Genomic DNA, 23,298 nt, shown 5'->3' with positions numbered 1-23,298 from the left:
CGGATGCTTGACGACACCAGGTCCGACATTAGCGGCTACTCGCCTGCATGACTACTTCAATATGATCATGATCACAAGACTGACGGCAGCCGTATTTCCTCGCGCAGTCGCTGTGGCGTTGCGTCCGTGGAGGGTGTGGACGTCGGCCGCGGCTCTCTTTGGTGCCGCTGTAGCAGCTTCGCTGGCGGTGGGCTACCACATCGCCGCAGAGCGCACACTTCAGCGCGAGGCAGCGCTGGCGCAGGATATTGGCCGGTCGCTGGCGCGGATCATCGCCATCGCTGAACGCGACAGGCCGCAACTCGCACCGTTGGCGGGACAGTCCTGCGCCAGGGTCCTCGCAGGCCTCACGGGCGACAAGAGGATTGCCCTGTACGTTCGCAATGCCTTTTTTTCCAGGGACAATCGCGTCTACTGCACGACGGTATCGGGAGCCGGCGACGTCCCGTTGAGTGCGTATATTTCGCCGCCCGGACCAGGCGTCAGCATAGCGATGCGTGCGGGTACACCGCTTTTCCCGAAGAGCCCAGCGATGGTCGTGTACGACCGCCTGTCCGACAGCGCCGGAATTGGCCTCGTCGTTAGCGGCGCATACATTGACGACCTGCTCGGACGGGTGCGGGCGTCAGGAGCCCAGTCAGCGGCTATTACCGGCACCGATGGCAGTGCGTTCACCAGCGACGGGCGGATTCTGGCGTCTTTCGCCCCGGGTAAGGGATGGGCGAGTTACCCGGCGCGTGACGCCCTGTTTTCCGTCTCGGTACAAGGTGGTCCAACGTGGCGGCGACAGGATCTGGGCGATGTCGAAAACGTTGCCATGCTGATCGGCATGATGGTGGGTCTGGCGCTCGCCGCGGGCTATCTCACCGGTTATACGCCGAGGCAGCGTCTGATCCGTCGGGTCCGTCGGGGGCTCGCGCGCGGCGAATTCCTCGTGGTCTATCAGCCGATCGTCGAAGTGGCGACCGGGAAATGGGTGGGCGCCGAGGCGCTGGTGCGCTGGCAGCATCCCCGCCGGGGTCTGGTGATGCCCGGCCATTTCATTGGCGAAGTGGAGGACAGTCCGGTGATCGCGGACCTGACGCAATTCGTCCTCCGGCAAGCGCTCAAGGAATTGAGTGCCATGGATCTGCCAAACGGGTTCAGGCTCACCGTCAACCTCGCGGCATTCCATGCAGGCCTGCGCGGCTTTCCCGGCGACCTGAGCGATATCCTCTCTGCCAGCCAGACCCGACTTCAGCTTGTGCTCGAAATCACTGAACGCGGCCTGCTCGCGGGCATCGACGGCGTGAAAGACAGCCTGGCCCGGCTGCAGCGTCAGGGTGTCAAATTCGCCGTCGACGACTTCGGGACAGAGAACAGCAATCTTGCCTTGCTGCAGCGGTTTCATTTCGACTACATCAAGATCGACCGGCAATTCGTCCAGGGCGTTGTTGGCAACGATCGCGCGCTGCTCGAAGGTATTACTTTCCTCGCAGGGCAGGTCGGCGCGCAGGTTGTCGCCGAAGGCGTCGAAGAACGCGCACAGCAGGATGTGCTGGACACGATCGGCGTGCCCCTTGCGCAGGGCTTCCTGTTTGCGAGGCCAGAGCGTGCCAAAGAATTCGCACAAGGCTACGCGACGTCCGCTGGGCGTCCCGCTTCACGTGTATTCCATCGGCAAGGTCCGTTGGCGGCGTTGGGTTCATGGCAGTCGGGTTAATTCCTGCATCGTGCCCGACGGGTGGATTCTTCTGGGACAAATGGCAAATTCCTACGCCAATCGCAGATCCCACAACACATCGAGCACGTGTTGCGTGGAACGCTCGACGTGCCCCGCACGATGCGCAATGCCGAGCCGACGCCACAACGCCGGCCGCAGCGGACGCATGACAATGCGCCTGTCGGGTAATGGTGTAGTGGCCTCATGGGGCAACAGCGCTGCGCCGTAACCTGCTGCTACCAGACTCTTGATCGCGTCGTTGTAGTTGAGCTGAATGCGCGGCGCAGGATGGTGCCCTGCGGTCGCAAACCACTCCGCAGTCAGACGCGAGAGACGCGTGGTCGCGTCATTGAGAATGAGAGGTTGAGCCGCGAGCCATTCAGGCGTGACGCGGGCCGGACACCGCCAATGCGCCGGCACAAAGGCCATCACGGGGTCGCGCCGCCAAGGCTTTATCACGAGTCCAGCCACCGGAGGCTGAGGCAGAGCGACCAGCCCAACATCCAGCGTTCCATCCGCCAGTCGGGTTAGCGTTTCATGCGAGGTGAGTACCGCGACCTGAATATCGATAGCGGGATGGTGTTGGCGCAGCACTTCAAGCGCTTGGGGCAGCAGGTGCGCAATCGCGCCGGTCGATGCTCCGAGCCGAACGCGTCCGACAAGCCCTTGAACCTGGCGGTGAACATCGTCTAACGCCTGTTCCGCGTCGGCCAGCAGTCGACGCGCGCGTTCGACCAACAACTCGCCTGTTGCCGACGGCCGAACATGTCCACGCTTGCGCGACAGGAGCGGAGCCCCGATGCGGTCTTCCAGTTCAGCGATGTGGAGGCTGACCGTTGGCGGCGCCAGATGCAACGCACGCGCCGCGTCGGCGAATGAGCCACGGTCGGCAATAGCGACCAGGGTGCGCAAGCGGTCCAGGCTGATCTCTCGCATGTCGGCGTCCAGATTCAGAAAAACTGAATATTCACGTTATGAAATTCAACTTTCGCTATTCTAGCGGTGCGCGGAAGATAGCAGGCTCGTTCTACTTGTTATTACCCAGTCACCGGAGTATTGCGCGCATGAGCTCTCCCCTTGTTTTCATCGACGGCGACCAAGGCACCACCGGGTTGCAAATTCACGAACGGCTTCGCGACCGGACCGATCTGAAACTGGTCACGCTTGCCGCGGCGGAACGCAAGAATTCCAGGCGTCGCGCCGAAGCCATCAACGCCTGCGACATCGCCATCCTCTGCCTGCCCGATGCCGCCGCGCGCGAGGCGGTGGACGCCATTGTTAATCCTGCCGTCAGAGTAATCGACGCAAGTTCCGCCCACCGCACACAGCCGGACTGGACATACGGCTTTCCGGAAATGACGCTGGGACAGGCTAAGCGCATTACAAACGCACGTCGGGTCACCAATCCCGGTTGCTATCCGACCGGTGCAATTGGCTTGCTGCGTCCCCTGTTGCAGGCTGGGCTCATACCAGGCAACTACCCTATCAGCATTCATGCGGTGTCCGGCTACTCCGGACGCGGGCGTGCCGGCGTGGAGGAACACGAGGGGCAGGGTGCTGTCAACGCACCGTTATACCAGGTATATGGTCTGGAGCTCGCGCACAAGCACACCCCGGAGATCCAGCAGCACGCCGGGCTCGCGCAGCGTCCGATCTTCGTCCCTGCGTATGGTGCGTTCCGCCAGGGCATCGTGCTGACGGTGCCCCTGGAGTTGCGATTGCTGGCGCCCGACGTGGATGGCGCCACGTTACACGCATGCCTCGCTCGCCACTATGCCGAGGCGGTCCACGTACATGTTTTGCCGCTGCACGAATCGTGCGTCTTAAAGCACCTGGATCCGCAAGTACTAAACGGTACGGACGATATGCGCTTAAGCGTATTTCCTAACATGGAACACGGGCACGTCCTGCTATCCGCGGTTTTCGATAATCTCGGCAAAGGCGCATCCGGCGCTGCGGTTCAGAACCTGAACCTGATGCTCACGCAGCAATAGTGGCCGATGGCTTGAGCTAACGTTCGGCTGTACCCATCTGCCAACGATTGTTGTCAATCTGGTCGTGGCCGCCGAATGTCCCGTACTGGTCGCACCTGGTCGGACGACAACTGATTCACTCTTTGCAAGCGTCCTCTGAGTCGCGCAGCGGAAATTTTGCGGATTGACCGCTCGCCGGCTCAGGAGACCTCGTGGTGACAATGCCTCATTACCGTTACGCGAATGATCCAACGGAGAGCATTAGTCGAAATGTTCGCACCGTGTTGTCGCGCGTTCGGCACCGTCCTGGAGCGTTTTAAGCAAAAACTAAAGAAGTTCTCCAACTGGCCGATAGCGTGATCAGGGGCTTTTCCCACCGTCGGACCTGACCCAGGTCCGACGTTCCCCGCACGGAGAAACGCAGTGAAACGTCTGGCTCGCCGCACCCGGGACAAAAGCTTCGCGATCGAGCGACAGTGCCCATGAAACGCAACCTGTTCTTCCGGTTTCTCGGACGTCTTCGCGTCGGCCGCAAGCTGCTGCTGATCTATCTGCTCGATCTGAGCGCGGTGCTGTACATCAGCGGCATCCTGATCCACGAGAAGTACATCGCAATTGACTTCTCCGACAAGGAGCTGATCGGCAATGCCTACGTCGTGTCCGTGCATGACGCGCTTATCGACTTCGCGCTCGCGGGCGCCGGGCAGCCGCAGACGGCGGCCCAATTGCAGCGCACGGCCGGCAGACTCGCCGATGCCGAACGCCGCTTTGGCGCGAACATGCAGAGCGCCGGGATCAATAAACAGGTGCTCGATGCGCTTGCCGCCAGCTCGGCGCCGCATGCGAGCGCAGCGACGGTCGACCGCGGCCTTGAAGCAACGCGCGCACTGGTGACGCGGGTCGGCAACCAGTCGAACCTGATTCTGGATCCGGATCTCGACAGCTACTATTCGATGTCGCTGTCGATCCTGCGCTATCCGGAACTGCTCGGCGACGTCAACCGGATTGGCCGCCACCTGCACGATGCCGGCGCGAGTTTTCGCGCCGCACGGATGAGCCGCGACGAGATGCGGACCCGCTACCTCGTGCTGGAAGGGCAGCTCGACGCAGTCTTGCAGGGGCTGCGCTCCGACTATGCGGAAGCTTCGGTCGCGAACGGCACACTGACCGGCACGATCGGACCGCCGGTCGGGCGATTGCTCGCCGCGATCGACGCGTATCGCCGTGTGGCTGGCGCCGCGGTCGACGCCGGCCCGGATGCTGTCACGCTGGCCGCGCTCGATGCCGCACAGCGGCGCGTGGTGACGAGCGTAAGCGACGCGTGGAGTGAGACCGGTAATCAGCTCGAAAGACTTCTGCATGAGCGCGTACGCGCCCTCTTTGAGCGGATGTGGCTGGACCTGGGAACCGCACTCTTCCTGCTGTGCGCGATCCTGAGCTTGGTGTACTTCGTCGCCCAGCAGATCTCACGGCCCCTGCGCCGGCTCGCGCGCGTGATGGATACCGTGCGCCGCACAGGTGACCACTCTCTGCGCGCCAACTGGCATAGCCAGGACGAGATCGGCCAGCTCGTGCAAGGCTTCAACGAGATGCTCGCGCAGCTCGCCCGCGAGCGCGACGTGCAGAAGGAGCTTGAGGCGACAGCGCGCGCGTCAGCCGCGCAATACGCGCTCGTCGAGGCGACTCCAGTGCCGATGGTCGTCACAGCGATCCCGGGGCACGAGGTGCTGCACGCGAACGGGCCGGCGCTTTCCTGGCTCAATGGCTGCACGGTGGACCCATGGGGCTTCGGTCTCGACTCGGAGGTGCGCGCGCGTTTCTTCCAGCAACTCTCCGACCGCGATGCTGTGGACGAATTCGAGGTGCGCTGGAAGGCCGGCAGCGAACCCACCTGGGCCATGCTGTCGGCGCGGCGCCTCGACTTCCAGGGGCGCGACGCCGTGTTGACCGCATTCACCCCAATCAACCAGATCAAGCTGATGGAGCAGCGCCTCGAGTTGTGGGGCAAGGTGTTCGAGGCGTCATCCGAGGCGATTCTGATTCTGGATGCGCAACGACGGCTCGTGACTGCCAACGCATCGTTCTATCGTGCGACAGGATATCGCTCCGACGACGTGGCGGGGAAGGCGCCCGCTTTCCTCTTCGGAGCGCAGGAGCAAGGCGACATTTTTCCAGCCGTTATCGATTCCGTCGACCGCCTGAGCGCATGGCATGGCGAAGCGCATGTGCGGCGGCGTGCAGGCAGCGACTACCCAGCGTGGCTGATGGTGAGCGCCGTGCGCGACCGGCGTGCGAACCTGTCGCACTATATCTGCACGTTGATCGACATTACGGACCGCAAGAAGAACGAGGCCCGCATCCAGTTCCTCGCCGAGCACGACGTGCTGACGGAACTGCCGAACCGCGAGCTGTTCGTGAAGCGCCTTGGCGTCGTACTCGGCAATGCGCGCCGCACGGGGCAGCGCGTCGCGGTGCTGTTCATCGATCTGGACCGCTTCAAGAACATCAACGATTCGCTGGGCCATCACATCGGCGACAACCTGCTGCGCTCGGTCTCGCGGCGCCTCTTGCAGGCCGTGCGCAGCAACGACACGGTCAGCCGCCTCGGCGGAGACGAGTTCACGGTGATCCTCAACGGCGTCACCAACGCGGCAGACGTCAGCCGCACGATCGAGGAGCGCTTACTGCCGCTCGTGCGCCAGCCGCACGAGCTCGGCGGCGTCGCGCTGCCGGTGTCGTGTAGTGTCGGCGTGGCACTTTTCCCCGACGACGGCGAGGACATCGAGACCCTGATGCAGAACGCCGACGCCGCGATGTACCACGCGAAGGGCGCGGGACGCAACCTCGTCAAGTTCTTCGTGCCCGACATGGCCGAACGCGCGCGCTACCGCTTGACGCTCGAAGCGTGCCTGCGCACCGCGATCGCGATGCACGAGTTCCGGCTCGAATATCAGCCGTGTGTCGATGCGCACACGGGTGAACTGATCGCTGTTGAAGGGCTGTTGCGCTGGAACAGCGCGCAGATCGGCGCGGTGTCGCCCGTGCAGTTTATTCCGGTCGCCGAAGAGACGCAGCTCATCATTCCAATCGGCGCCTGGGTGATAGATCAAGCCTGCCAGCAGGTCGCCGCGTGGGACGCAGAAGGGCTCATGCAGCTGCGCGTCTCGATCAACCTGTCGGCGATCCAGCTGCGCGATCCAGGCCTGATCGGCACGCTCACAGACAGTCTCGCACGGTATCGAGTCGCCCCCGAGCGGCTCGAACTCGAGATCACCGAGACAGTGCTGATGGACAATGCGGAGAACTATCTCACCACGATCAACGCGATCCGCAAGCTTGGAGTCAAGCTTGCCCTCGACGATTTCGGTATCGGTTACTCAAGCCTCAGCTATCTGAACCGATTCCCGCTTGATCGCCTCAAGATCGATCGTGCGTTCGTGCAAGACATGCTCGACGCGCCGGCCGACCTTGCCATCATCCGGGCAATCATCGAGCTCGGCCACGAGCTTGGGCTACGGGTGGTCGCCGAGGGAGTCGAGAGCGAGCATCAGGCTGACATCCTACGCGCTATCGGTTGCGACGAATTGCAGGGTTTCCTGTTCTCGAAGGCCTTGTCGCCTGCCGATTTGTGGTCCTGGAGTACCGCGCGCATGGCGGCGTGAGCGGCGCGGTACTTTTTTCATGGTCGCGCGAAGCAACCCTTCGCGTTTCTCTAAACCGGTTGTTCACTAGCAGGAAACGGCAGGTTGATAGTCTGATTTCCTGCCGCCACACGCTGACCTTTAGTAGCTTTCCAGGTGGGTCACAAAAGGTCGGATTTTTGCGTCGTCCGGATTCACATACACGACATCGGTCGGCACACGACGAGGAGCGTCAACTGTAAAGAAGACTGCCGGCGACTCGAGTATTTCAGTTATCGCGTGGACCGTGTTCCGCTCAAAGGTCACTAACTGGCCCGCAGTGAGGACGCGAGGCGCTTCGTCCTCAATCGCGAAGGCGACCTTACCGGTCAGGAGGTAGAGATGTTCTTCGCACGTTTCGTGGTAGTGGCGAGGTATCGGGTAATAAACACGAAAGATTCTTGAGCTTGCAGAGGGTTCATCGGTGAGATAGACGTCGACAATTGTGCTATCCGCCTCGTCCGGGAATTGACCGATGATGCTGTTTATATCGAAAAAATTAAACAATTCGTTCTCCGTGTTATGGGGTGAAGCGACGAACAATTCGACAGGTTGTGCCGTTCGGTAGCGTCGACATCGCGTGGTGTATCTGGATGAAGCCGTCTATGTACTCGTCGTGGCTGAATGCATCCTGCCACGCGGCAGCGGACCGACGGAATGGCCTCATTTGGCAAATGACATTTGCCAAATGAGGCCATGGTTCATAGGGAACCGTTTCGCTACCGCGTGCGTAGTGGAACGGGACATACATCGAGACTTCCCGACGTGGATCGCGCGCTTGCCCCGGAACTGCCCGTCGGATTGACCAATAGCAGTCGTTCCACCCCGAGTTACGCCAACGGTTTTTTTCCTATCCGCGTACCATTGAGCCCCGTTGCGAGCACGCCCCCGTCGCCGTTGAGCTATCTTCGTCGTCTGTGCCTGGCGTGCTTACGATTTTCTTTCCTTCCCTACAATCGACAGGACACTTCCATGATCCGATTCGCATCCCTGCTGGCCACGGCAGGAATGTGCGCACTGACCAGCCTCGTGCCGGCCCACGCTGCGACAACCGAACCTGCTTCCGAGCAGGCCGCCGATTTCACCGAGCGCGACTTCCACTTTTCCGATGGTGCTACGTTGCCGGATATTCATATCCACTACGTAACCTTAGGCACGCCGCGGCGCGATGCGCACGGCGAGATCAATAATGCAGTGTTGCTGATGCACGGCACCACCGGCACCGGCCAGGCATTCCTCGCGCCGGCGATGCGCCGGGAACTCTTCGCCCCGGGCGAGCCGCTCGACACGAGCCGGTACTTCATCGTGATCCCCGATGGCCTGGGCCGAGGCGGTTCGAGTAAGCCGAGCGACGGCATGCACGCAAGATTCCCGCATTACGGTTATGGCGATGTCGTCGAGGCTAACCATCGTCTGCTCGTCGAGGGTTTGCACATCCATCATCTGCGCCTGGTGCTGGGCACGTCGATGGGCGGCATGCAGACCTGGATGTGGGGCGAGCGGTATCCCGAGATGGCGGATGCCTTGATGCCGATTGCCAGCCAACCGATCGCGATGGCCGGCCGCAATTGGCTCTGGCGGCAGATGATCGTCAGCGCCATTCGCAACGACCCGGGCTGGCAGGGGGGCGACTATACCGTGCGGCCGACCCAGTGGACCCGCGTGATGCCAATCTTCACGATCATCACCAACAACCCGGCACGTATGCAAAGCGACGCTCCCAATCGCGACGCGGCCACGCAGATGTATGAAGGCCTGGTCGGCAACGCCGAAAAGAGCGACGCTAACGACGTCCTGTACTGGTTCGAATCGTCATGGGACTACAACCCCGCGCCTGAGTTGTCAAAGATTCGCGCACGGCTATTTGCCGTCAATTTTGCCGACGACCTGATCAACGCCGCGGACCTCGGTGTGATGCAGCGGGAGATCAAGGCTGTGCCGAACGGAGGATTCGTCGAAATGCCGGAGACGGTGCACTCGTACGGCCATCAGACCCTCGCTCACCCTGACGTGTGGAAGCCATACCTTGTGCAGTTGCTGAGCGACACGGCCAACCAGCATTGATTCGCCGGCGTTAGCATGGCCATCGCGTGTCGTGTGATGCCACGCGATCTGGCCGCCCGTTGCAGGACCGATAGTGGCTCCTGCAACGGGCTGTAACACACCTTCCTCGTGTTTTCGGTCCCTCGAACGGATCAAGTTCAACTCTCCCCCTTCATATTTCCGCTCAATTGCCGTAAAGCACAGTGACCACACGTGCTTTCCCGGCGCGACATTTTTCCCGTTCCACTTGTTGTGCCTTGAGGCATCTATGTTCTCGAACATCACGATCCGTGCCCGTCTTGCCTTTGCGATGGGCTTCCTCGGCTTGCTCATGACGATTGGCGCCGTGCTCGGCGTGACTGGCATTGCCTTGAGCAATGCGGATCAGAAGGCGCTGTACGCCAACGAACTCACGTCGGCGAGTGCGCTCGGCAAGTTCGATTTGTTCTATGCTCGCGGTCGGCTGGTGCTTGACCGGATCGCGGCTCAGCCTGATCGCCCGGACGTTGCGAGCCTTGAGGCGCATGCACGCGAGCAATTCGCGATCGGCGACAAGGCCTGGCAGACGTACCGTGCGCTGCATGTCGAATCGCAAGAGGAGCAGTTGGCCGAAGCGGTCGAAGCCAGGCGGGCGCTTGCGATGAACGGACCGGTCGCCGCGGTGTTCGCCGCGATCGACCGGCGTGACACCACACAACTCGCCGATCTGATCTCGAACAAGATGACGGGACCATTCAACGAGATCACGGACCGTTCCGGGGCGCTCGAGAGGATGCAGGCGGATCAGGCGCGCAGCCGATACGAAGCGGCGCAGGACCGTTTCCACGCGATTCTTTTCATCGCCGCAGCGGGTCTTCTGATCGGGCTTTCGATGGCCGCATTGGCGTGGCATGCACTGCGCAAGTCGATTGCCGGCCCACTGGGTGAAGCCATGCACCACTTCCGCGCCATTGCCGATGGCGACCTCAGCCGACCTGTCGAGGTACGTTCGCGCGACGAAATGGGCCAGATGATGCAAGACCTCCGCCTGATGCAGTCCCGCCTTCGGGACGCGATGGTAGCGGTGCGCGACGGCGCGCAATCCATTTCCACTGCGACCGCGCAGATCTCGGCAGGCAACACCGATTTGTCGCAGCGAACCGAAGAGCAGGCCGCTTCGCTCGAAGAAACCGCCTCGAGCATGGCGGAGCTCACTTCGACCGTGCGCCAGAACGCCGACAACGCGCGTCAGGCGAGCGATCTCGCGCGGGTCGCAGTGGACGTTGCGCACGAAGGCAGCGACGTCGTCTCAGCGGTCGTTACGACGATGGGCGAAATCAACGCGAGTTCGAAGCAGATTGCCGACATCATTGGCGTGATCGAGGGCATCGCCTTTCAGACCAATATCCTCGCGTTGAACGCTGCCGTTGAAGCGGCGCGAGCCGGCGAACAAGGCCGCGGCTTTGCGGTGGTGGCGGGAGAAGTGCGCACGCTGGCCCAGCGCAGTGCCTCGGCGGCCAAGGAAATCAAGACGCTGATCAGCGAATCGGTCGAGCGGGTGGGTAATGGGACCGAGCTGGTCGGTCGAGCGGGAAAGACCATGACGGAGATCAACGACGCGGTGCGCCGGGTGACCGACATCATGGCCGGGATCGCGGCCGCGTCCGAAGAACAGAGCGACGGGATAGAGCAGGTCAACAAGGCCGTCTCGCAGATGGATGAGGTCACGCAGCGCAACGCAGCGCTTGTCGAGCAGGCCGCGGCCGCAGCGGTCTCGCTTGAGGAGCAGGCCACGCGCATGAGCGATGTGGTGGGGGTGTTCCAGTTGCCTGCGCACTGAGTCCATCGTTCGCTGTGGTTACTTCGATGGGCAAAGAAGCGCAGCTTCAACCGGCGGCTTCAGGCGCCGTCGTTCGAGTCACTCAGCCCACCGGGTTAGCGAAAGATCGGCAACGCGAGATAACCCTTGATGACAATGGCATTGGCGATGTCGATAAAGAATGCCCCCACCATCGGCACAATGAGAAACGCCAGATGGGAGTGGCCGAAGCGGTTTGTGACCGCCTGCATATTGGCAATTGCGGTGGGCGTCGCTCCAAGCCCGAACCCGCAATGACCCGCGGCGAGTACAACAGCGTCGTAGTTACGGCCCATTACGCTGAACGTCACGAAGATCGCATACAGCGCCATTAACGCCGTCTGCGCGGCGAGAATCGAAATGACTGGCAACGCCAGCGAGGCCAGATCCCACAGTTTCAGGGTCATCAGCGCCATGGCGAGGAACAGCGCGAGGCTGACATTGCCGAGCAACGCGACAGCGTGCTCGGCCACGGGCTTGCCCGCTAATGCGAGCCCATTGCTGAGCAGTACGCCAACAAACAGCACGCAGACAAAAGTAGGCAATTCGAAGGCCGTGCCGGCCAACAGGTTCGAGAGCGCCTCGCCCACGGCCAGGCTTATTGCGATCAGTGCCAGCGTGGCGATGAACGCGGCGGACGTGGTGGGTTGTTCCGCTTTCGGCTCTTCAAAGGCGAGTGGGGAATCAACCGGCGTAGCAGTCTGTTGCGAGTCTGGTTTCGTGACGCGGCGCATCAGCAGGCGGGCCACCGGGCCGCCCAGGATGCCGCCCATCACGAGACCGAACGTCGCACACGCGATGGCGGCTTCGGTAGCCGATTGCACGCCGTGATGTTCGGCAAAGACCTTGCTCCACGCGGCCCCCGTTCCGTGTCCGCCCGACAGCGTGATCGAACCGCCCAGCAAGCCAAGCAGCGGATCGACGCCGAGCGCATAGGCGAGTCCGATTCCAACGGCATTCTGCAGTACCAGCAAGCCGATCACGACGCCAAGAAAACGCAGCAGCAGCGGCCCGCCTTGTTTGAGGCTCGCGAGATTGGCATTCAGCCCGATGGTCGCGAAGAAGGCGAGCATCAAGGGCGCTTGCAACGCCGTGTCGAAGCGCACCTCAACTTGCCCTGCGACGCGCACCACCAGCAGCACGATCGCGACGACGAGGCCGCCGGCAACGGGTTCGGGAATCGTGTAGTTATGCAGCACCGGAATCCATTCGACGAGGCGGTTGCCGAGCAGCAGAACCAGCGAAGCCGCGACGAGGGTTCCATAAATGCCAATGTTCATGTTTGGTCTCCCACCGACCGGTTCAATCGCCATCGCCCGGGTCGCGAGCGTCCACCACCTAGGCCGTGCGCACAAACAGCGCACGGACCTTGCTCCAGAAATCCCCGCCGAGCACGAAGAAGCTCGCTATCAGCAGGAGATCACCGAGCGCCTGAAGCTGCCAGATGTTCGGCCTTAGACCGGGCCAGATCGTGTCGACATAGGGCTCAAGCATCGCCGAGATGAGTGGCAGGCAGAACATCACCAGCCCGATGACGTGGCGAATGGGGCCGACAGTTTTGCTGGGTGCCAGACGCTTTGCATGGCCGAACACCATCGCCTTGAGCTGTTGAAAGCCGGGCTTGCCCATTACAGCAATACAGGTGACCAGCAGGACCTTGTTGGCGACGAAAATCGCGCCGGTCAGTGCCGCGATGCGCGCACCCGATGCTCCCATGGAGCCCGCCAGCGGAAGGATTAGCCACAACGCGAAGGCCAGGACGAAGATACCGATTCCAAGCTTGAAACGCCATCCGCCCGTGGCGGGGACTTCGGCTTTGATGTCTGACGTAGTCATGACACGATCTCCTGTTTGGACGATTAAATCACTGCAGATTGCCGCGGCGCGCGGCGTGGTTGGTCGAGAAGTTGCAGCACCAGGCAGGCATAGAGGGCGACGGCGATAAACAGTCCCATGCGCACCGCGAAAGCCGTGTAGACATCTTTGCCTAAGACGCTGTCCTGCACCGACTGGCCTAGCAAAATGATCAGGGTAACGAAGGTGTTCAGCCAGAAGCTGGGCGAGTATCGCGTAGCCCTGAGGGCATACAGCTTGCGTGCTAGCAACAGGCCGAACAGCAGCATCCACAGGAAGAACATCCAGAGATGCACAAACAGACTGAGTGCAAACCAGAACAGGATGGCGAGTACCCCACCGAGCAGAGTCGAGCCGAGCAGTTCGCGAGCGGCACCGCGAGCCGTAGTCGTACAACTCTGGCGGCCGAGGCTGACCGCCTTCATGATGATCGGTATGTAGCTGGTCGGATCGGTGAGTGTCAGCAGGAAGGCGGGCATGACCACCACGGTCGCGCGTAACGCCAACCAACTGGCTTCGTTTTCCCGCAGCGCCGGGGCGGCAGGTAATGTCGGCGCACCGGCTGGTTCGGGGAAAATCCAGTGACTGACGGTGTGCATCAGCACGGCGAGGAGCAGTGCTTTCACTAGCGCACCGATCACCACGACGGCCAGCGCGAAACTGGCGGTACCGGCCGCCGAAATCATGGTCAAGCCAACCGCGAGGAAGAGCGTGACCAGATTGTTGCCGCCGCGCAGTCCACGGCGGAATGTCAGGAAGAGACACAGGCCGACTAGCAGCACGCCACTGAACGGGTAGTAGCGCAGCAAAGGGGTGAGCAGCAATCCGCTGCTGGTCGTCAACATGGCCACCAACGCCAGGCCCACCCCAGCCTTGAGCGGTAGAGGCTGGTTGCGCATGGCAAGGAGAAATGCGCAGAGCACCGGCGCGATCATCGGGATTGGCACGTCCAGACCGAAGCTGGTCGCGAGGCACAGGGCGGTGCCGCTCGCAAGGCGCAGCGCACGTTGACTGCGGAGGACACGCTGGGCGTGCGCTGAGCGATCAGTAGACATACGAAAGCCAGCTCATCAGATGAAGGAACAGGCGCCCGAGCGGATTGAGCGGATTGCCCCGAGTGGGGAAGGCCATCACTTCGGCCTGCCCGCCAACGCGGACGCCGTGCAAACTGGACAACTCGCCCTGAGTGAACTCGACGATCACCGGGAACCGTTGGGCGGGGCGCAACCAGTCGCGGCTGTTCTGCACGGTGGGCAGGCCACCCGGTGGGGCGCTCGGGCCGACGCTGACGCCATAGCCGACACTGCGCACGCGGCCTTCGAATACCTGGCCCGGCAGTGCGTCCAATGCGATGGCAACCGGAGTGCCAGGCTCGACGTGGCCGAGGTTGTTCTCCGTCATTTCCGCGCTGATCCACATATCGTGGATAGTGATCAGTGTCATCACCGGATTACCGGCGGCGGCAAACTGGCCAGCATCGGTGCGCAGATCGGTGATCAGGCCGGCCGAACGTGCCCGTACCTGGGTATTGGTGAGGTCCAGTTCGGCCTTTTCCAAAGCGGTAGCGGCACTGAGCAGTTTGGCGTTGTCTTCTTCGCTGCCGCCTTCCTGTTCGCGCGCGCGCTGTACCTCGGCCCGGGCCGCAGCGACCTGGCTGGTGGCCTGTTCGAGGCTGGCGCGAGCCAGCTCGAGGCGCCGCTGTGAAATAGTGCCCTGGTCTTCGCGGTACAGGCGTTCGAGACGTTCGCTATCCTGGCGTGCCTTGAGTTCGTTGGCCTGGGCGGCACGCAATGACGCCCTCGCCGAATCAATGCCTGCTGTACTGGCGCCGATCTGCCGGCGCATTGACTCAAGGTCGGCGCGGGCGCGGTCAACGGCAATCCTGTAGTGCTCCGGATCGACGTCGAAGAGGACTGCTCCAGCCTTGACATCCTGATTGTTTCGCACATACACCCGGGTCACACGTCCCGACACTTCCGAGGCTACCGGGACGACGAAGGCTTGCACCCGCGCTTGCTGCGTGTACGGGGTGAGCCGGTCGGCCAACAGGTACCAGATCAGGCTCAGGCCGATCAGCAGGAGGACCAGTTTGATCCCCTTCCTTGACGGATCGGCGGCGGGCGCGGGCACTGGCGCTGGCGCGCTCGGCGGCGGGGCTGCAGGCGGTTGTTGAGTGTCACTCATCGGAACTTACCTCTGCACGGGGAGGCCGGTGTTGGCGGACTGGCGGCTCGGCTCATCCAGCAGATCACCCCAATCGGTGCGCTTCTGCATCTGTTGACGGTTGGCCGGGTCGACCAGCGCTTGTTCGCTGTACCAGCCTCCGCCAAGGGCCTTATAAAGGGCTATCAGATCGCTCACGGCGTTGCTGCGGTTGACCAGATAAGCATCCTGCTGGGTGGATAGCGCGCGCTGGGCATCCAGTACGCGCTGAAAGTCCGAATAGCCTTCACGGTAGAGGGCGTTCGCCAGCGTCAGCGAGCGCCTGGCGGCCAGTGCCGCACCGTGGAGGATGACGTCGCGCTCCTGTGCCTTGATCAGGCTGCTGGCTGCATCATCGGCCTCGCGAGCCGCCTGACGCACGTCGTCCTGGTAGGCGACAATGAGTTGTTGCAGGCGGGCATCCTGTACGCGCACGTTGTTCTTGATGGCGCCATGGTCGAACACGTTCCAGCGCAGGCTGGGGCCTCCTATCAGCGTCAGGCCGTTGGGGATGCCCTCCAGCGAGCCGGCTGACCAGACGATACTGCCCAACAGGGTTACCGACGGATAGAGATCCGCTTCAGCGACGCCGATGAGCGCCGATTGAGCAGCAATCTGCTGTTCGGCAGCGCGTATGTCCGGGCGCCGCAGCAGCAGGTTGGCGGGCACGTCCTGCAGCACCGCGCGATCGATCAGCGGGATGACCCCTTCGTTTTCCGCTAGTTCCGGCAAAGGGCTGGGGGGACGGCCGATCAGGGCAGCCAGCGCATTCCGGGTCCGCATTATCTGACTTTCAAAGTCAGGGATGCTGCTCAGAGTGCCCAGATACTGTGTCCTGGCTTGCTGGAAATCGAGTTCGTCAGTCTCGCCGCTCCTGAACAGCCGCTCGGTGATCTCATAGCTGCGCTTTTGCAGCCGGGCGTTGTCGCGGGCGATGCGCAGGCGTGCCTCGGCAGTGCGCAGCGCGAAGTAGGTCTCCGCCATCTGGGCGTGCAGGAGCACGAGCACATCTTCATAGTTGGCTTGGGCGGCGAACCAGGCGGCATCGGCCGATTCGATGGCGCGGCTGAAGCGCCCCCAGAAATCCAGTTCCCAACCAACGTCGAAGCCCGCGCTGTATTGCCAGAAGCTCTTGCTCTGCGGATTCTGTCCGCCAGATTCCCTACGATCGCGGTACAGAACTTCGCCGCTGGCCACCTGCGCTTGCGGGTAGCGCCCGCTCTGGGCGATGCCCAGTTGGGCGCGGGCCTCCATCACCCGCAAGCCGGCAATCTGCACGCCTGCGTTGTGAGCATCGGCTTCGGCAATCAGATGTTCGAGGGTTGGGTCCGCGAACACTTGCCACCACTGACGGGCGTCGGGTTGTGGACGGGCCTCGCTGGTCTGCTCGAGAGCTGGGGTGCTCCAGTGGTCGACCCAGGCGTCATGCCGTGGCTCGAAGTTCGGCCCCACACGCACGCAGCCACCGAGGCAGAGTGCGCCGATCAGCAGTAACCGGTTTAAACGTGTCAGGGGCAACATGTGACATCCTGCGCGACCAAACGAAGTCGACCGTAGACTGCATTGCTGCCAAATCGCTCCGGTCTACTATTCGTTGAAGCCTACGGCGAGCGTGTCATCGACCGGGACTACGCCGGTGACATCTTTCCCCACCCGCTGGCTCAAGCAATTTGACTCACGCATCCACTACCAACGCGGTCGGCCCCATCCTACCGACCATCCGTCACTGAAAAGGCCATCACGACGAGCAGGAGCGGATGGCAAGGACAGGCCGAAAATACCTGGCACGGTGTACTTCGTCCAGACACGGCATGCAGAGGTGGAACCCGTGCCTGATTCAGGTTTTTTTCGAGTCACATCAATAGTGCAGGTTGTGTCCTGCCCGGGACAATTGGACCTTGGTCCTATGGTTCTTCGATGGCGGTTCGATCAAGCTATGGTTGCGGCGTGATCCTCGGGACCGTTTGCCCATTTTGAAGAGAGTCCTGGTTGGCCCGTCTTGCCGGGATAGTCGGCGCGGATAGACTGGCGTGGGACCGCCGATCGACGTACGGCCGTAGCATCTGCACCTCGCGGCCATCTACGGCCATTCGCCCGCTCTTTGACCCGGGCACTTGAAGGTCGGCTCCGCAACAGACATCAGAGGTTCGTGTACAGATCCTTTCGAGCACGAAGTGACACCAGACTTCCCTTCCTGACCAGCCGGGTCGATGGAACCGCCCGGGCGTGACGTCACGTCTGGCATTGTCTGCGCCTCCGCTTTTTGCTGAGTATGCCTGGCGACGAGATGTGAGTATTTCCGCACGGAGTTTCCCCTCTGGAGCGAACACGATGTGTACCTGGCGTAACTCCTGGACTCTCGCTGTTGCTGTCGCAGCGTTATGGATGGGGACCGGCCGCGCGTCGGCCCAGGAATTCGCGCTATACACCGGACCATTGACCGGGGAGCATGCCCATTCCTACGCTTGGTCGCTGGATTACACGGAGGGATTTGGCCAATACCTCGCTGGCAGCGTCACCTGGCTCAACGAGGGACACGTTCCCAATCATCACCGCGATGGACCGCTCGTTCAGGTGTGGGGCCGCTTGCCACTTGCGCAACGGCGCTTCGTCGTCGCACTCGGTGTGGGTCCCTATCGTTACTTTGATACCGAAGCAGCGGAGGAGGGTCTGGGCTATTCGAATACGCATGGCTGGGGCGTCGTCTACAGTGCGCGCGCCACGTGGTATTCATCGCAGCGCTGGACCGCGAATCTGCAACTCAATCACGTGCAGGTAGCGAGCGGGCCGTCGACCACTGCGGTCATGCTTGGCATCGGCTATCAGCTGGATGCACCCGGGACACCGGGAGTACGTGACTTCGCGCTGCCGCGCGCGCAAAAGGTCACGAATAATGAAGTCACGTTGATGGCCGGCGTGACAATCCTGAACAGCCTCGATTCGCAAACCTCGGCGGCGGAGGCAATCGAATACAGGCGCGGGCTCACAAACTATCTCGACGCGACGCTCGGCTACCTGCACGAAGGCAACGGCCTGACCGCGCGGCGTGATGGTGTGACCGCACAACTCTGGCTCACGCGCGCTTTTTTCGATGAACGTCTTACGTTGGGCGTGGGTGCCGGAGCATATGCTGCCATCCATCATGGCAATTCGAACGAGGAGCACGACATGGGCGACGGCATTCTGTCCGGCCTCGTGTCGGTATCGGCCTCGTATCGCGTCACACAACACTGGTCGGCGCGCGTGACGTGGAACCGGGTGGTCACACGCTATAGCCGTGATACCGATGTCATACTGGGTGGCATCGGTTATCGCTTCTAGTGGCTTTGGCCATTTCCAACAAGATGTCGTTTGATTTTTACCGTCTTCATTTCAGACCGGAAATTGCTGAACGGCCGCAAAAGCCTGAGCAACACATCGGCGAACCAACGCCGTGCAACCGGCGACTAACGGTATTGGACGCCTGGAAATTCGAGGCCACCCCATACTTCTGGGCGGCGGGGATGAACGGGTGGACCCGCCTCGGTGGAAGAACGCCTACCGCCAAAATAGATCCAGGCTTTTCGGCAGCATGGACTACGAGAAAACCGACTTCCTTTATAACGTCAAGACGTCCGGGATCTTTGTGGGCCTGGGAATCAAATTTTGAAATACCCGTGCAATTGCCGAGATCATCGCTCTTGTGATTAATGTCTGGCTCTTGACTTCGTCCACGCATGTCCTTTCGACACGCGCGGTCTAGCTTGTTTCGACAGGAGATAAGCTACGCGAGCAGCGGCGATACCGGTATGTGACCTTGGTCCAAAATCGACGATATGCGGGATTGACCCGTTTCAGCGCGCCGGGTCGCCTTTCTTTTGCAGCATGCGATCGTGCAGCAAATCATAGATCGGCGGACAGTGCAGCATGGTGGGAACGATCATTGCGGCAAAGCACGCTGCAAGCATCGGCAGGAGCAGGGTGAAACTGCCAGTCATCTCTGTAGCCAGGATAATGCCGGTTATTGGCGCGCGTACGACGGCCGTAAACACGGCAGCCATGGCGACAACCGCGAATGCTGTGGGATCCGCGGCAACACCAGGGAACCAGTGAACGCAAATTCTTCCGAAAGCCAAGCCGGCTTGCGCGCCGAGCGCGAGCATCGGCGCAAACAGCCCACCTGGGGTCCCCGCGGCGTATGACACAGCACCAAGTGCAAAGCGGACTGTAACAACGAGCGCAATGGTGGTGAGTGTGCCTGTCCCTTCGAGCGCACGTTGCGTAATAGCGTCACCGCCGCCCACCAGGTCTGGTGCGATACACGCCAGTAAACCTACCCCGGCACCCACCAGCGCTGCCCGCGCTTCGGCGGGCCAACCCGACAATCGGTCGGCGACCGTTAGAGCGCTCAGTATCGACCGGCTATAGGCGACACCAAGCAGACCGACGACTGCCCCAAGCGCAAGATACGCGGACACCGTTCCGAACTCGGGGAAAGGTTGCGCTTTCAAGCGGAAGTCAGGCAGATCGCCATGAATCAGGCGTGCTACCGCAATCGCTCCCGCGGAGGCGCCGAGCGCCGAGATTGCCGTACGCGTCTCGAACCTTCGAACCAGCTCTTCCAGTACAAACACGGCGCCGGCGATGGGTGCGTTGAATGCGGCGGCCAATCCGGCCCCGGCGCCAGCGGCCAACAACACCCGACAATCGTCGGCGCCCCGGCGAAAAAGCGTCCCGATTGTATGGGCGATCGAGGCGCCCATTTGAACAGTTGGCCCCTCACGTCCAAGGGCTAGACCAGAACCGATCGCCAGCACTCCGCCCACGAATTTCACCGCGATGAGGACAAGTGGTGGGGGTGGTCGCTCTCCGTGCAAGATGGCTTCAACTTGAGGAATCCCGCTGCCGCTTGCCTGCGGTGCGAACCGCCGGACGAGCCAAACCGCAAAGGCGGTTGAGGCCGCTGTGGCAACAACCACAATAAACAAGCCAGTCACATTTTCCGTTTGCGCCCACGCGTGGAACATGGTGCGGAAGCTGTCTGCCTGTTCAAGCGAGCAACGAAACAGGGCCCCTATCAACCCCGACACCGCTCCTACGATGAGGGACAGAAAGCCCAATGCGGCTAGTCCGTCGTGGTTCCCTTCGACCGTAGTGGTCCTCATGATTGGCGGCGCACGTCGCATTACAACGGTGTGCAGCTCCCAAAAAGCACGAACACGTCTTCGCGGTTGACGAGCGTCGTGGACATCGTGCCCGTTTTTGTATTGAGCGCAACGCTCCAGGCATAGCCCATTTCCGTCCCTTGAAGAAGCAATTGTCCATCGCCCGGTTCCATGTGCTGGATCTCCGTGGTGCGCTGCGGCCCGACAATAGCCTTTTTCGCAAAGTTGATGCGGATAAACTGCGGTGCGCCGAGAGTCGCCGGTAGCGTCCGATAGCAAACCTCGCCCACGTCGCAGAAGTGCGCGTCGATGGTTGAACACAACAACGGCTTGCTGCCGTCGAAGTCTGCACCGAGAACCCATGAAGGCGCGGCGCAAACAAACACGGCCACGGCGAATGCCGACGCGATTTTCAGCATGATTGCTTCTCCTGCCTGGCGTGAACCAGTGAGCGAAAGTGCGGACCCCGAATTGAGCGAGTGAGGTGGCGACCGCTACTCGACCGTGTAGCCGCGCCCGGTCATGCATGCTCCCACCGCGCGGTTGTATATCGCAAGCTGGCTCGACGCCTGCTGCCGCATGCCTTGTTGCTGCGCGGCCGCTTCCTGCTGTTCGCGCCGCATTCGCATGCCGCCGCCCATCGTGCCCACCAGCGCACCAATTCCTGCTCCCTCGCCCCAGTGGCCGCCGGCGGCTCCGCCAATCAGCGTGCCGAACAATGCGCCGCCCGCAGCGCCGCGGAACATTTGGCCACCCTGCTGCGGCGGCGGTGGACTGCTCGCCATCTGCTCGGCGAGCGCGACAGGATTGACCCCGGTGGTCTGTTGCGCCCACGAGTGGCATTCCGCCGTATCGGTTTGCTGGCGCTCAAAACTCTGACCGCGAGCAGGATAAATGATGGGCTGTTGCGCCTGTGCTGCAAATGCGAGCGCGAGCATCGCCAGGCCCATCCAGTAGCGAACAATTCGTTGCATGGCTCAAAGTCCCATAAGTTTCTTCCGTGACCGGATGTCCCCCTGGATGACCGGGGCTCATGAATGGGGTGCCAACGCGAGCCGCCCCCAAAAAGCCGCTCTCTGCGCTGCCAGGTGGTGCAGTTCGACCCGATGAGGTCAGTGGCAGATCCTCATGCCATATGCCGGATCGCTGATAGGCCATGCCTCCGCGCCGCGGCAAGCGCCACTCTCAGTGATGGTCGAAGAGGGTGACCTGACCGCTCTTATAGAGCGCTCGGACCTTGGTCTTGAACGAGGCTTTCGGTGTTTTCTTGCACTCCGCGACGATTGCGGCGACGGGGGTCGCGGTGTCGACAACCATCGTGTCGGTCTCGCGTACCCCAAGATGATCGACACCCGCCACCCAGTAAACCAGGGCCGGCTGATAGACCGAGTCCACAGCGACAAAGTCCTCGCATTTCATTTTCGCGGGGCTCATTTCCTTCCCCGTTTGGGCGAGGGCGGGTAACGTACAGCCAAATCCCAATGCAAGCGCAGCAATAACGGTGTATTTCATGATGCTTTCCTTAGGAAGGTGGTTCGGCGAATCTCCCGCTTGGCACGGAGTGATCTTGTCGCGACCGTCGGATCTCATCGGAGAACTTGCCGCGCTGTACAGCTATGCGGTCCGGGATTGGTCTGGAAAGTTCTCGGGGGCGCGCAAGTGGCCGGCGCGCGCGGGGTTCTCGTCGCGATGGAGGCGATCGCCGCGAAGGTGGTCGTTTTCGCGGCGGCGAGACAAAGCGCCTGTGGCACTGACCTCTGACGCGATGGCTATCCTGACACTAGCCTCTGAGCCGCGTGATCTTCTGGCCTTGCAGCCCAAGGCCGGCCATCAACCCCGCCTGACCGAAAATGAATGCGTAAACGTCAGACTGGAGCGTAGTAGTGGTCAATGACCTCGCGGCGCCTGCATCCACCACGACGACGCTTGGGCCCATGCCGATCGACCATCCGTCGCTGCTATGGAGGTAGTTCACCGCAGCATCGGTCGTCAGGAACATGACTTCGGCGAACGTCTGGACACCGGCCTGCAGGCCATACGACACCGCCGTGTTGTTATAGACGCCCGTGATCTTCCCGTTCTCGATCAGCACGCCGTCGCCCCCTTGCACGCCGGCGATAAAGCCGGCCTTTACAAGGTTTGGAAAGACAAGTATCGCTTTGGATCTGTCGCCGATCTCTTTTGCCTTGGGTTCCTTTGCATACAACGTCTGCAGCGCGGCGAGACTGTCGTTCTTGAGAACGGCATCCTCCGCTACCGGCGCTGCCGTGGTCGACTGCGACGCGGACATAGAACCGCCGCCAGTCGAACAGGCCACGGCGACGACCAGAACTGGAACAACTACGACGTAGCGAATACATTTGAGCATGATGCATACTCCCTTTGGCGACTGCAACGCGTGAGCGAGCCTCAATCTCCTGCCCGCGGCCCTTATTGTTGGAAATCAATTTATATATAGCCGCCGTAGAAAGGCAATTGGCCTTTGGTCTCATACGCGGATCGATACGCTGTCGCACTTCGGTATGTTTTTCACGAGCGCGCTTTCGAAATGCTGCCTTCTTCCGCGATCGTGAGAAATATCGGTGCATCAAACTCGCGTTGCTGTGTCTCGCAAGCTTCGGCGTGTTCTCTGCCATTCCGGGATTCAGCGTGATTGCGATGCTGATTCTCGCGTTCGTGATCCGGCGTCATCAGAGGCAGACCAGCGCGGAAACAACGCATGATCTGATGGCGTCGAAACAGGGCCTGTAGAGCTTGCTTATGGCGCTTCGTTAGCAGGGCTCGCGCGCGCAACGCGTTTGCCGCAAACCACGTACACTCACACGCGGCCGCGGTAGCGCATCGATCGATGCTTAGGCAGCAC

19 protein-coding genes are annotated in these 23,298 nt (G+C 61.5%); 7 read left to right on the top strand and 12 right to left on the bottom strand.

Annotation, left to right across the window (positions count from 1 at the left end; genetic code table 11):
* Nucleotides 1-67 precede the first annotated feature (67 nt).
* Entirely contained in the window at nt 68-1,702 is a 1,635-nt protein-coding gene (locus tag P0D84_RS34180) for an EAL domain-containing protein (protein ID WP_408344151.1), read from the top strand.
* Between the two features lie 51 nt (nt 1,703-1,753).
* On the opposite strand, the gene P0D84_RS34175 is transcribed toward P0D84_RS34180, so the two are convergent.
* Nucleotides 1,754-2,638, bottom strand: a complete 885-nt coding sequence (locus P0D84_RS34175; protein WP_408344148.1) for a LysR family transcriptional regulator — start codon at nt 2,636-2,638, stop codon at nt 1,754-1,756.
* Between the two features lie 128 nt (nt 2,639-2,766).
* Here P0D84_RS34175 and argC point away from each other — a divergent pair, with 128 nt between their 5' ends.
* Nucleotides 2,767-3,696, top strand: a complete 930-nt coding sequence (gene argC / locus P0D84_RS34170; protein ID WP_408346254.1) for an N-acetyl-gamma-glutamyl-phosphate reductase — start codon at nt 2,767-2,769, stop codon at nt 3,694-3,696.
* A gap of 461 nt (nt 3,697-4,157) precedes the next feature.
* Nucleotides 4,158-7,337, top strand: a complete 3,180-nt coding sequence (locus P0D84_RS34165; protein ID WP_408344145.1) for an EAL domain-containing protein — start codon at nt 4,158-4,160, stop codon at nt 7,335-7,337.
* A 120-nt stretch (nt 7,338-7,457) separates the two neighbouring features.
* Here P0D84_RS34165 and P0D84_RS34160 read toward each other — a convergent pair whose 3' ends face one another.
* Entirely contained in the window at nt 7,458-7,862 is a 405-nt protein-coding gene (locus P0D84_RS34160) for a cupin domain-containing protein (protein WP_408344142.1), read from the bottom strand.
* A gap of 465 nt (nt 7,863-8,327) precedes the next feature.
* Between P0D84_RS34160 and P0D84_RS34155 the strand changes: the two genes are divergently transcribed.
* Both P0D84_RS34155 and P0D84_RS34150 read left to right on the top strand, forming a co-directional pair.
* Nucleotides 8,328-9,419 (top strand): alpha/beta fold hydrolase, encoded by a 1,092-nt coding sequence (locus P0D84_RS34155; RefSeq protein WP_408344139.1) that lies wholly within the window; start codon nt 8,328-8,330, stop codon nt 9,417-9,419.
* A 247-nt stretch (nt 9,420-9,666) separates the two neighbouring features.
* Entirely contained in the window at nt 9,667-11,217 is a 1,551-nt protein-coding gene (locus P0D84_RS34150; RefSeq protein ID WP_408344137.1) for a methyl-accepting chemotaxis protein, read from the top strand.
* A 95-nt stretch (nt 11,218-11,312) separates the two neighbouring features.
* Here the strand turns inward: P0D84_RS34150 and gltS are convergent, their stop codons facing one another.
* Genes gltS through P0D84_RS34125 form a run of 5 tightly spaced genes read right to left on the bottom strand, consistent with a single transcriptional unit; the run spans nt 11,313 to nt 16,812 of the window.
* On the bottom strand, nt 11,313-12,515 hold the full coding sequence (gene gltS, locus P0D84_RS34145; protein ID WP_408344134.1) for a sodium/glutamate symporter: 1,203 nt from the start codon (nt 12,513-12,515) through the stop codon (nt 11,313-11,315).
* A gap of 58 nt (nt 12,516-12,573) precedes the next feature.
* Nucleotides 12,574-13,071 carry a transporter suffix domain-containing protein gene (locus tag P0D84_RS34140; protein ID WP_408344130.1) on the bottom strand — a complete coding sequence of 166 codons (498 nt, stop codon included), beginning with the start codon at nt 13,069-13,071 and terminating at the stop codon, nt 12,574-12,576.
* A gap of 23 nt (nt 13,072-13,094) precedes the next feature.
* The gene (locus P0D84_RS34135; RefSeq protein ID WP_408344127.1) at nt 13,095-14,144 is read right to left on the bottom strand and encodes a DUF2955 domain-containing protein; all 1,050 of its coding nucleotides are present in this window, start codon (nt 14,142-14,144) and stop codon (nt 13,095-13,097) included.
* Entirely contained in the window at nt 14,134-15,273 is a 1,140-nt protein-coding gene (locus P0D84_RS34130; protein ID WP_408344124.1) for an HlyD family secretion protein, read from the bottom strand. Before P0D84_RS34130 ends, P0D84_RS34135 begins: the two co-directional genes overlap by 11 nt.
* Nucleotides 15,274-15,279: 6 nt before the next feature.
* A complete protein-coding gene (locus P0D84_RS34125; protein WP_408344121.1) occupies nt 15,280-16,812 on the bottom strand; it encodes an efflux transporter outer membrane subunit in 1,533 nt (510 codons plus the stop codon).
* 864 nt (nt 16,813-17,676) lie between these two features.
* Here P0D84_RS34125 and P0D84_RS34120 point away from each other — a divergent pair.
* Nucleotides 17,677-18,612: a hypothetical protein gene (locus P0D84_RS34120; RefSeq protein ID WP_408346250.1), complete on the top strand. Its 936-nt coding sequence runs from the start codon at nt 17,677-17,679 to the stop codon at nt 18,610-18,612.
* Nucleotides 18,613-19,124: 512 nt separating this feature from the next.
* Here P0D84_RS34120 and clcA read toward each other — a convergent pair.
* The 5 genes from clcA to P0D84_RS34095 all read right to left on the bottom strand — a co-directional run bounded on the left by clcA (nt 19,125) and on the right by P0D84_RS34095 (nt 22,803).
* Nucleotides 19,125-20,435, bottom strand: a complete 1,311-nt coding sequence (clcA, locus tag P0D84_RS34115; RefSeq protein WP_408344118.1) for a H(+)/Cl(-) exchange transporter ClcA — start codon at nt 20,433-20,435, stop codon at nt 19,125-19,127.
* 20 nt (nt 20,436-20,455) lie between these two features.
* Nucleotides 20,456-20,854 (bottom strand): hypothetical protein, encoded by a 399-nt coding sequence (locus tag P0D84_RS34110; protein ID WP_408344115.1) that lies wholly within the window; start codon nt 20,852-20,854, stop codon nt 20,456-20,458.
* Nucleotides 20,855-20,929: 75 nt separating this feature from the next.
* Nucleotides 20,930-21,409, bottom strand: coding sequence for a glycine zipper domain-containing protein (locus tag P0D84_RS34105; RefSeq protein ID WP_408344112.1), 480 nt, complete (start codon nt 21,407-21,409; stop codon nt 20,930-20,932).
* A 211-nt stretch (nt 21,410-21,620) separates the two neighbouring features.
* A complete protein-coding gene (locus P0D84_RS34100; protein WP_408344109.1) occupies nt 21,621-21,947 on the bottom strand; it encodes an HdeA/HdeB family chaperone in 327 nt (108 codons plus the stop codon).
* Between the two features lie 268 nt (nt 21,948-22,215).
* Nucleotides 22,216-22,803 carry a lipid-binding SYLF domain-containing protein gene (locus P0D84_RS34095; protein ID WP_408344106.1) on the bottom strand — a complete coding sequence of 196 codons (588 nt, stop codon included), beginning with the start codon at nt 22,801-22,803 and terminating at the stop codon, nt 22,216-22,218.
* Between the two features lie 254 nt (nt 22,804-23,057).
* On the opposite strand from P0D84_RS34095, the gene P0D84_RS34090 reads away from it, so the two are divergent.
* Entirely contained in the window at nt 23,058-23,186 is a 129-nt protein-coding gene (locus P0D84_RS34090) for a hypothetical protein (protein WP_408344103.1), read from the top strand.
* The last annotated feature ends 112 nt before the right edge of the window (nt 23,187-23,298 follow it).

This window comes from Paraburkholderia sp. RL17-337-BIB-A (assembly GCF_046025895.1).
GTDB lineage: Bacteria > Pseudomonadota > Gammaproteobacteria > Burkholderiales > Burkholderiaceae > Paraburkholderia > Paraburkholderia fungorum_C.
Note: the sequence above shows the minus strand (reverse complement) of the source record. Positions and strands in the feature narration are given on the sequence as shown.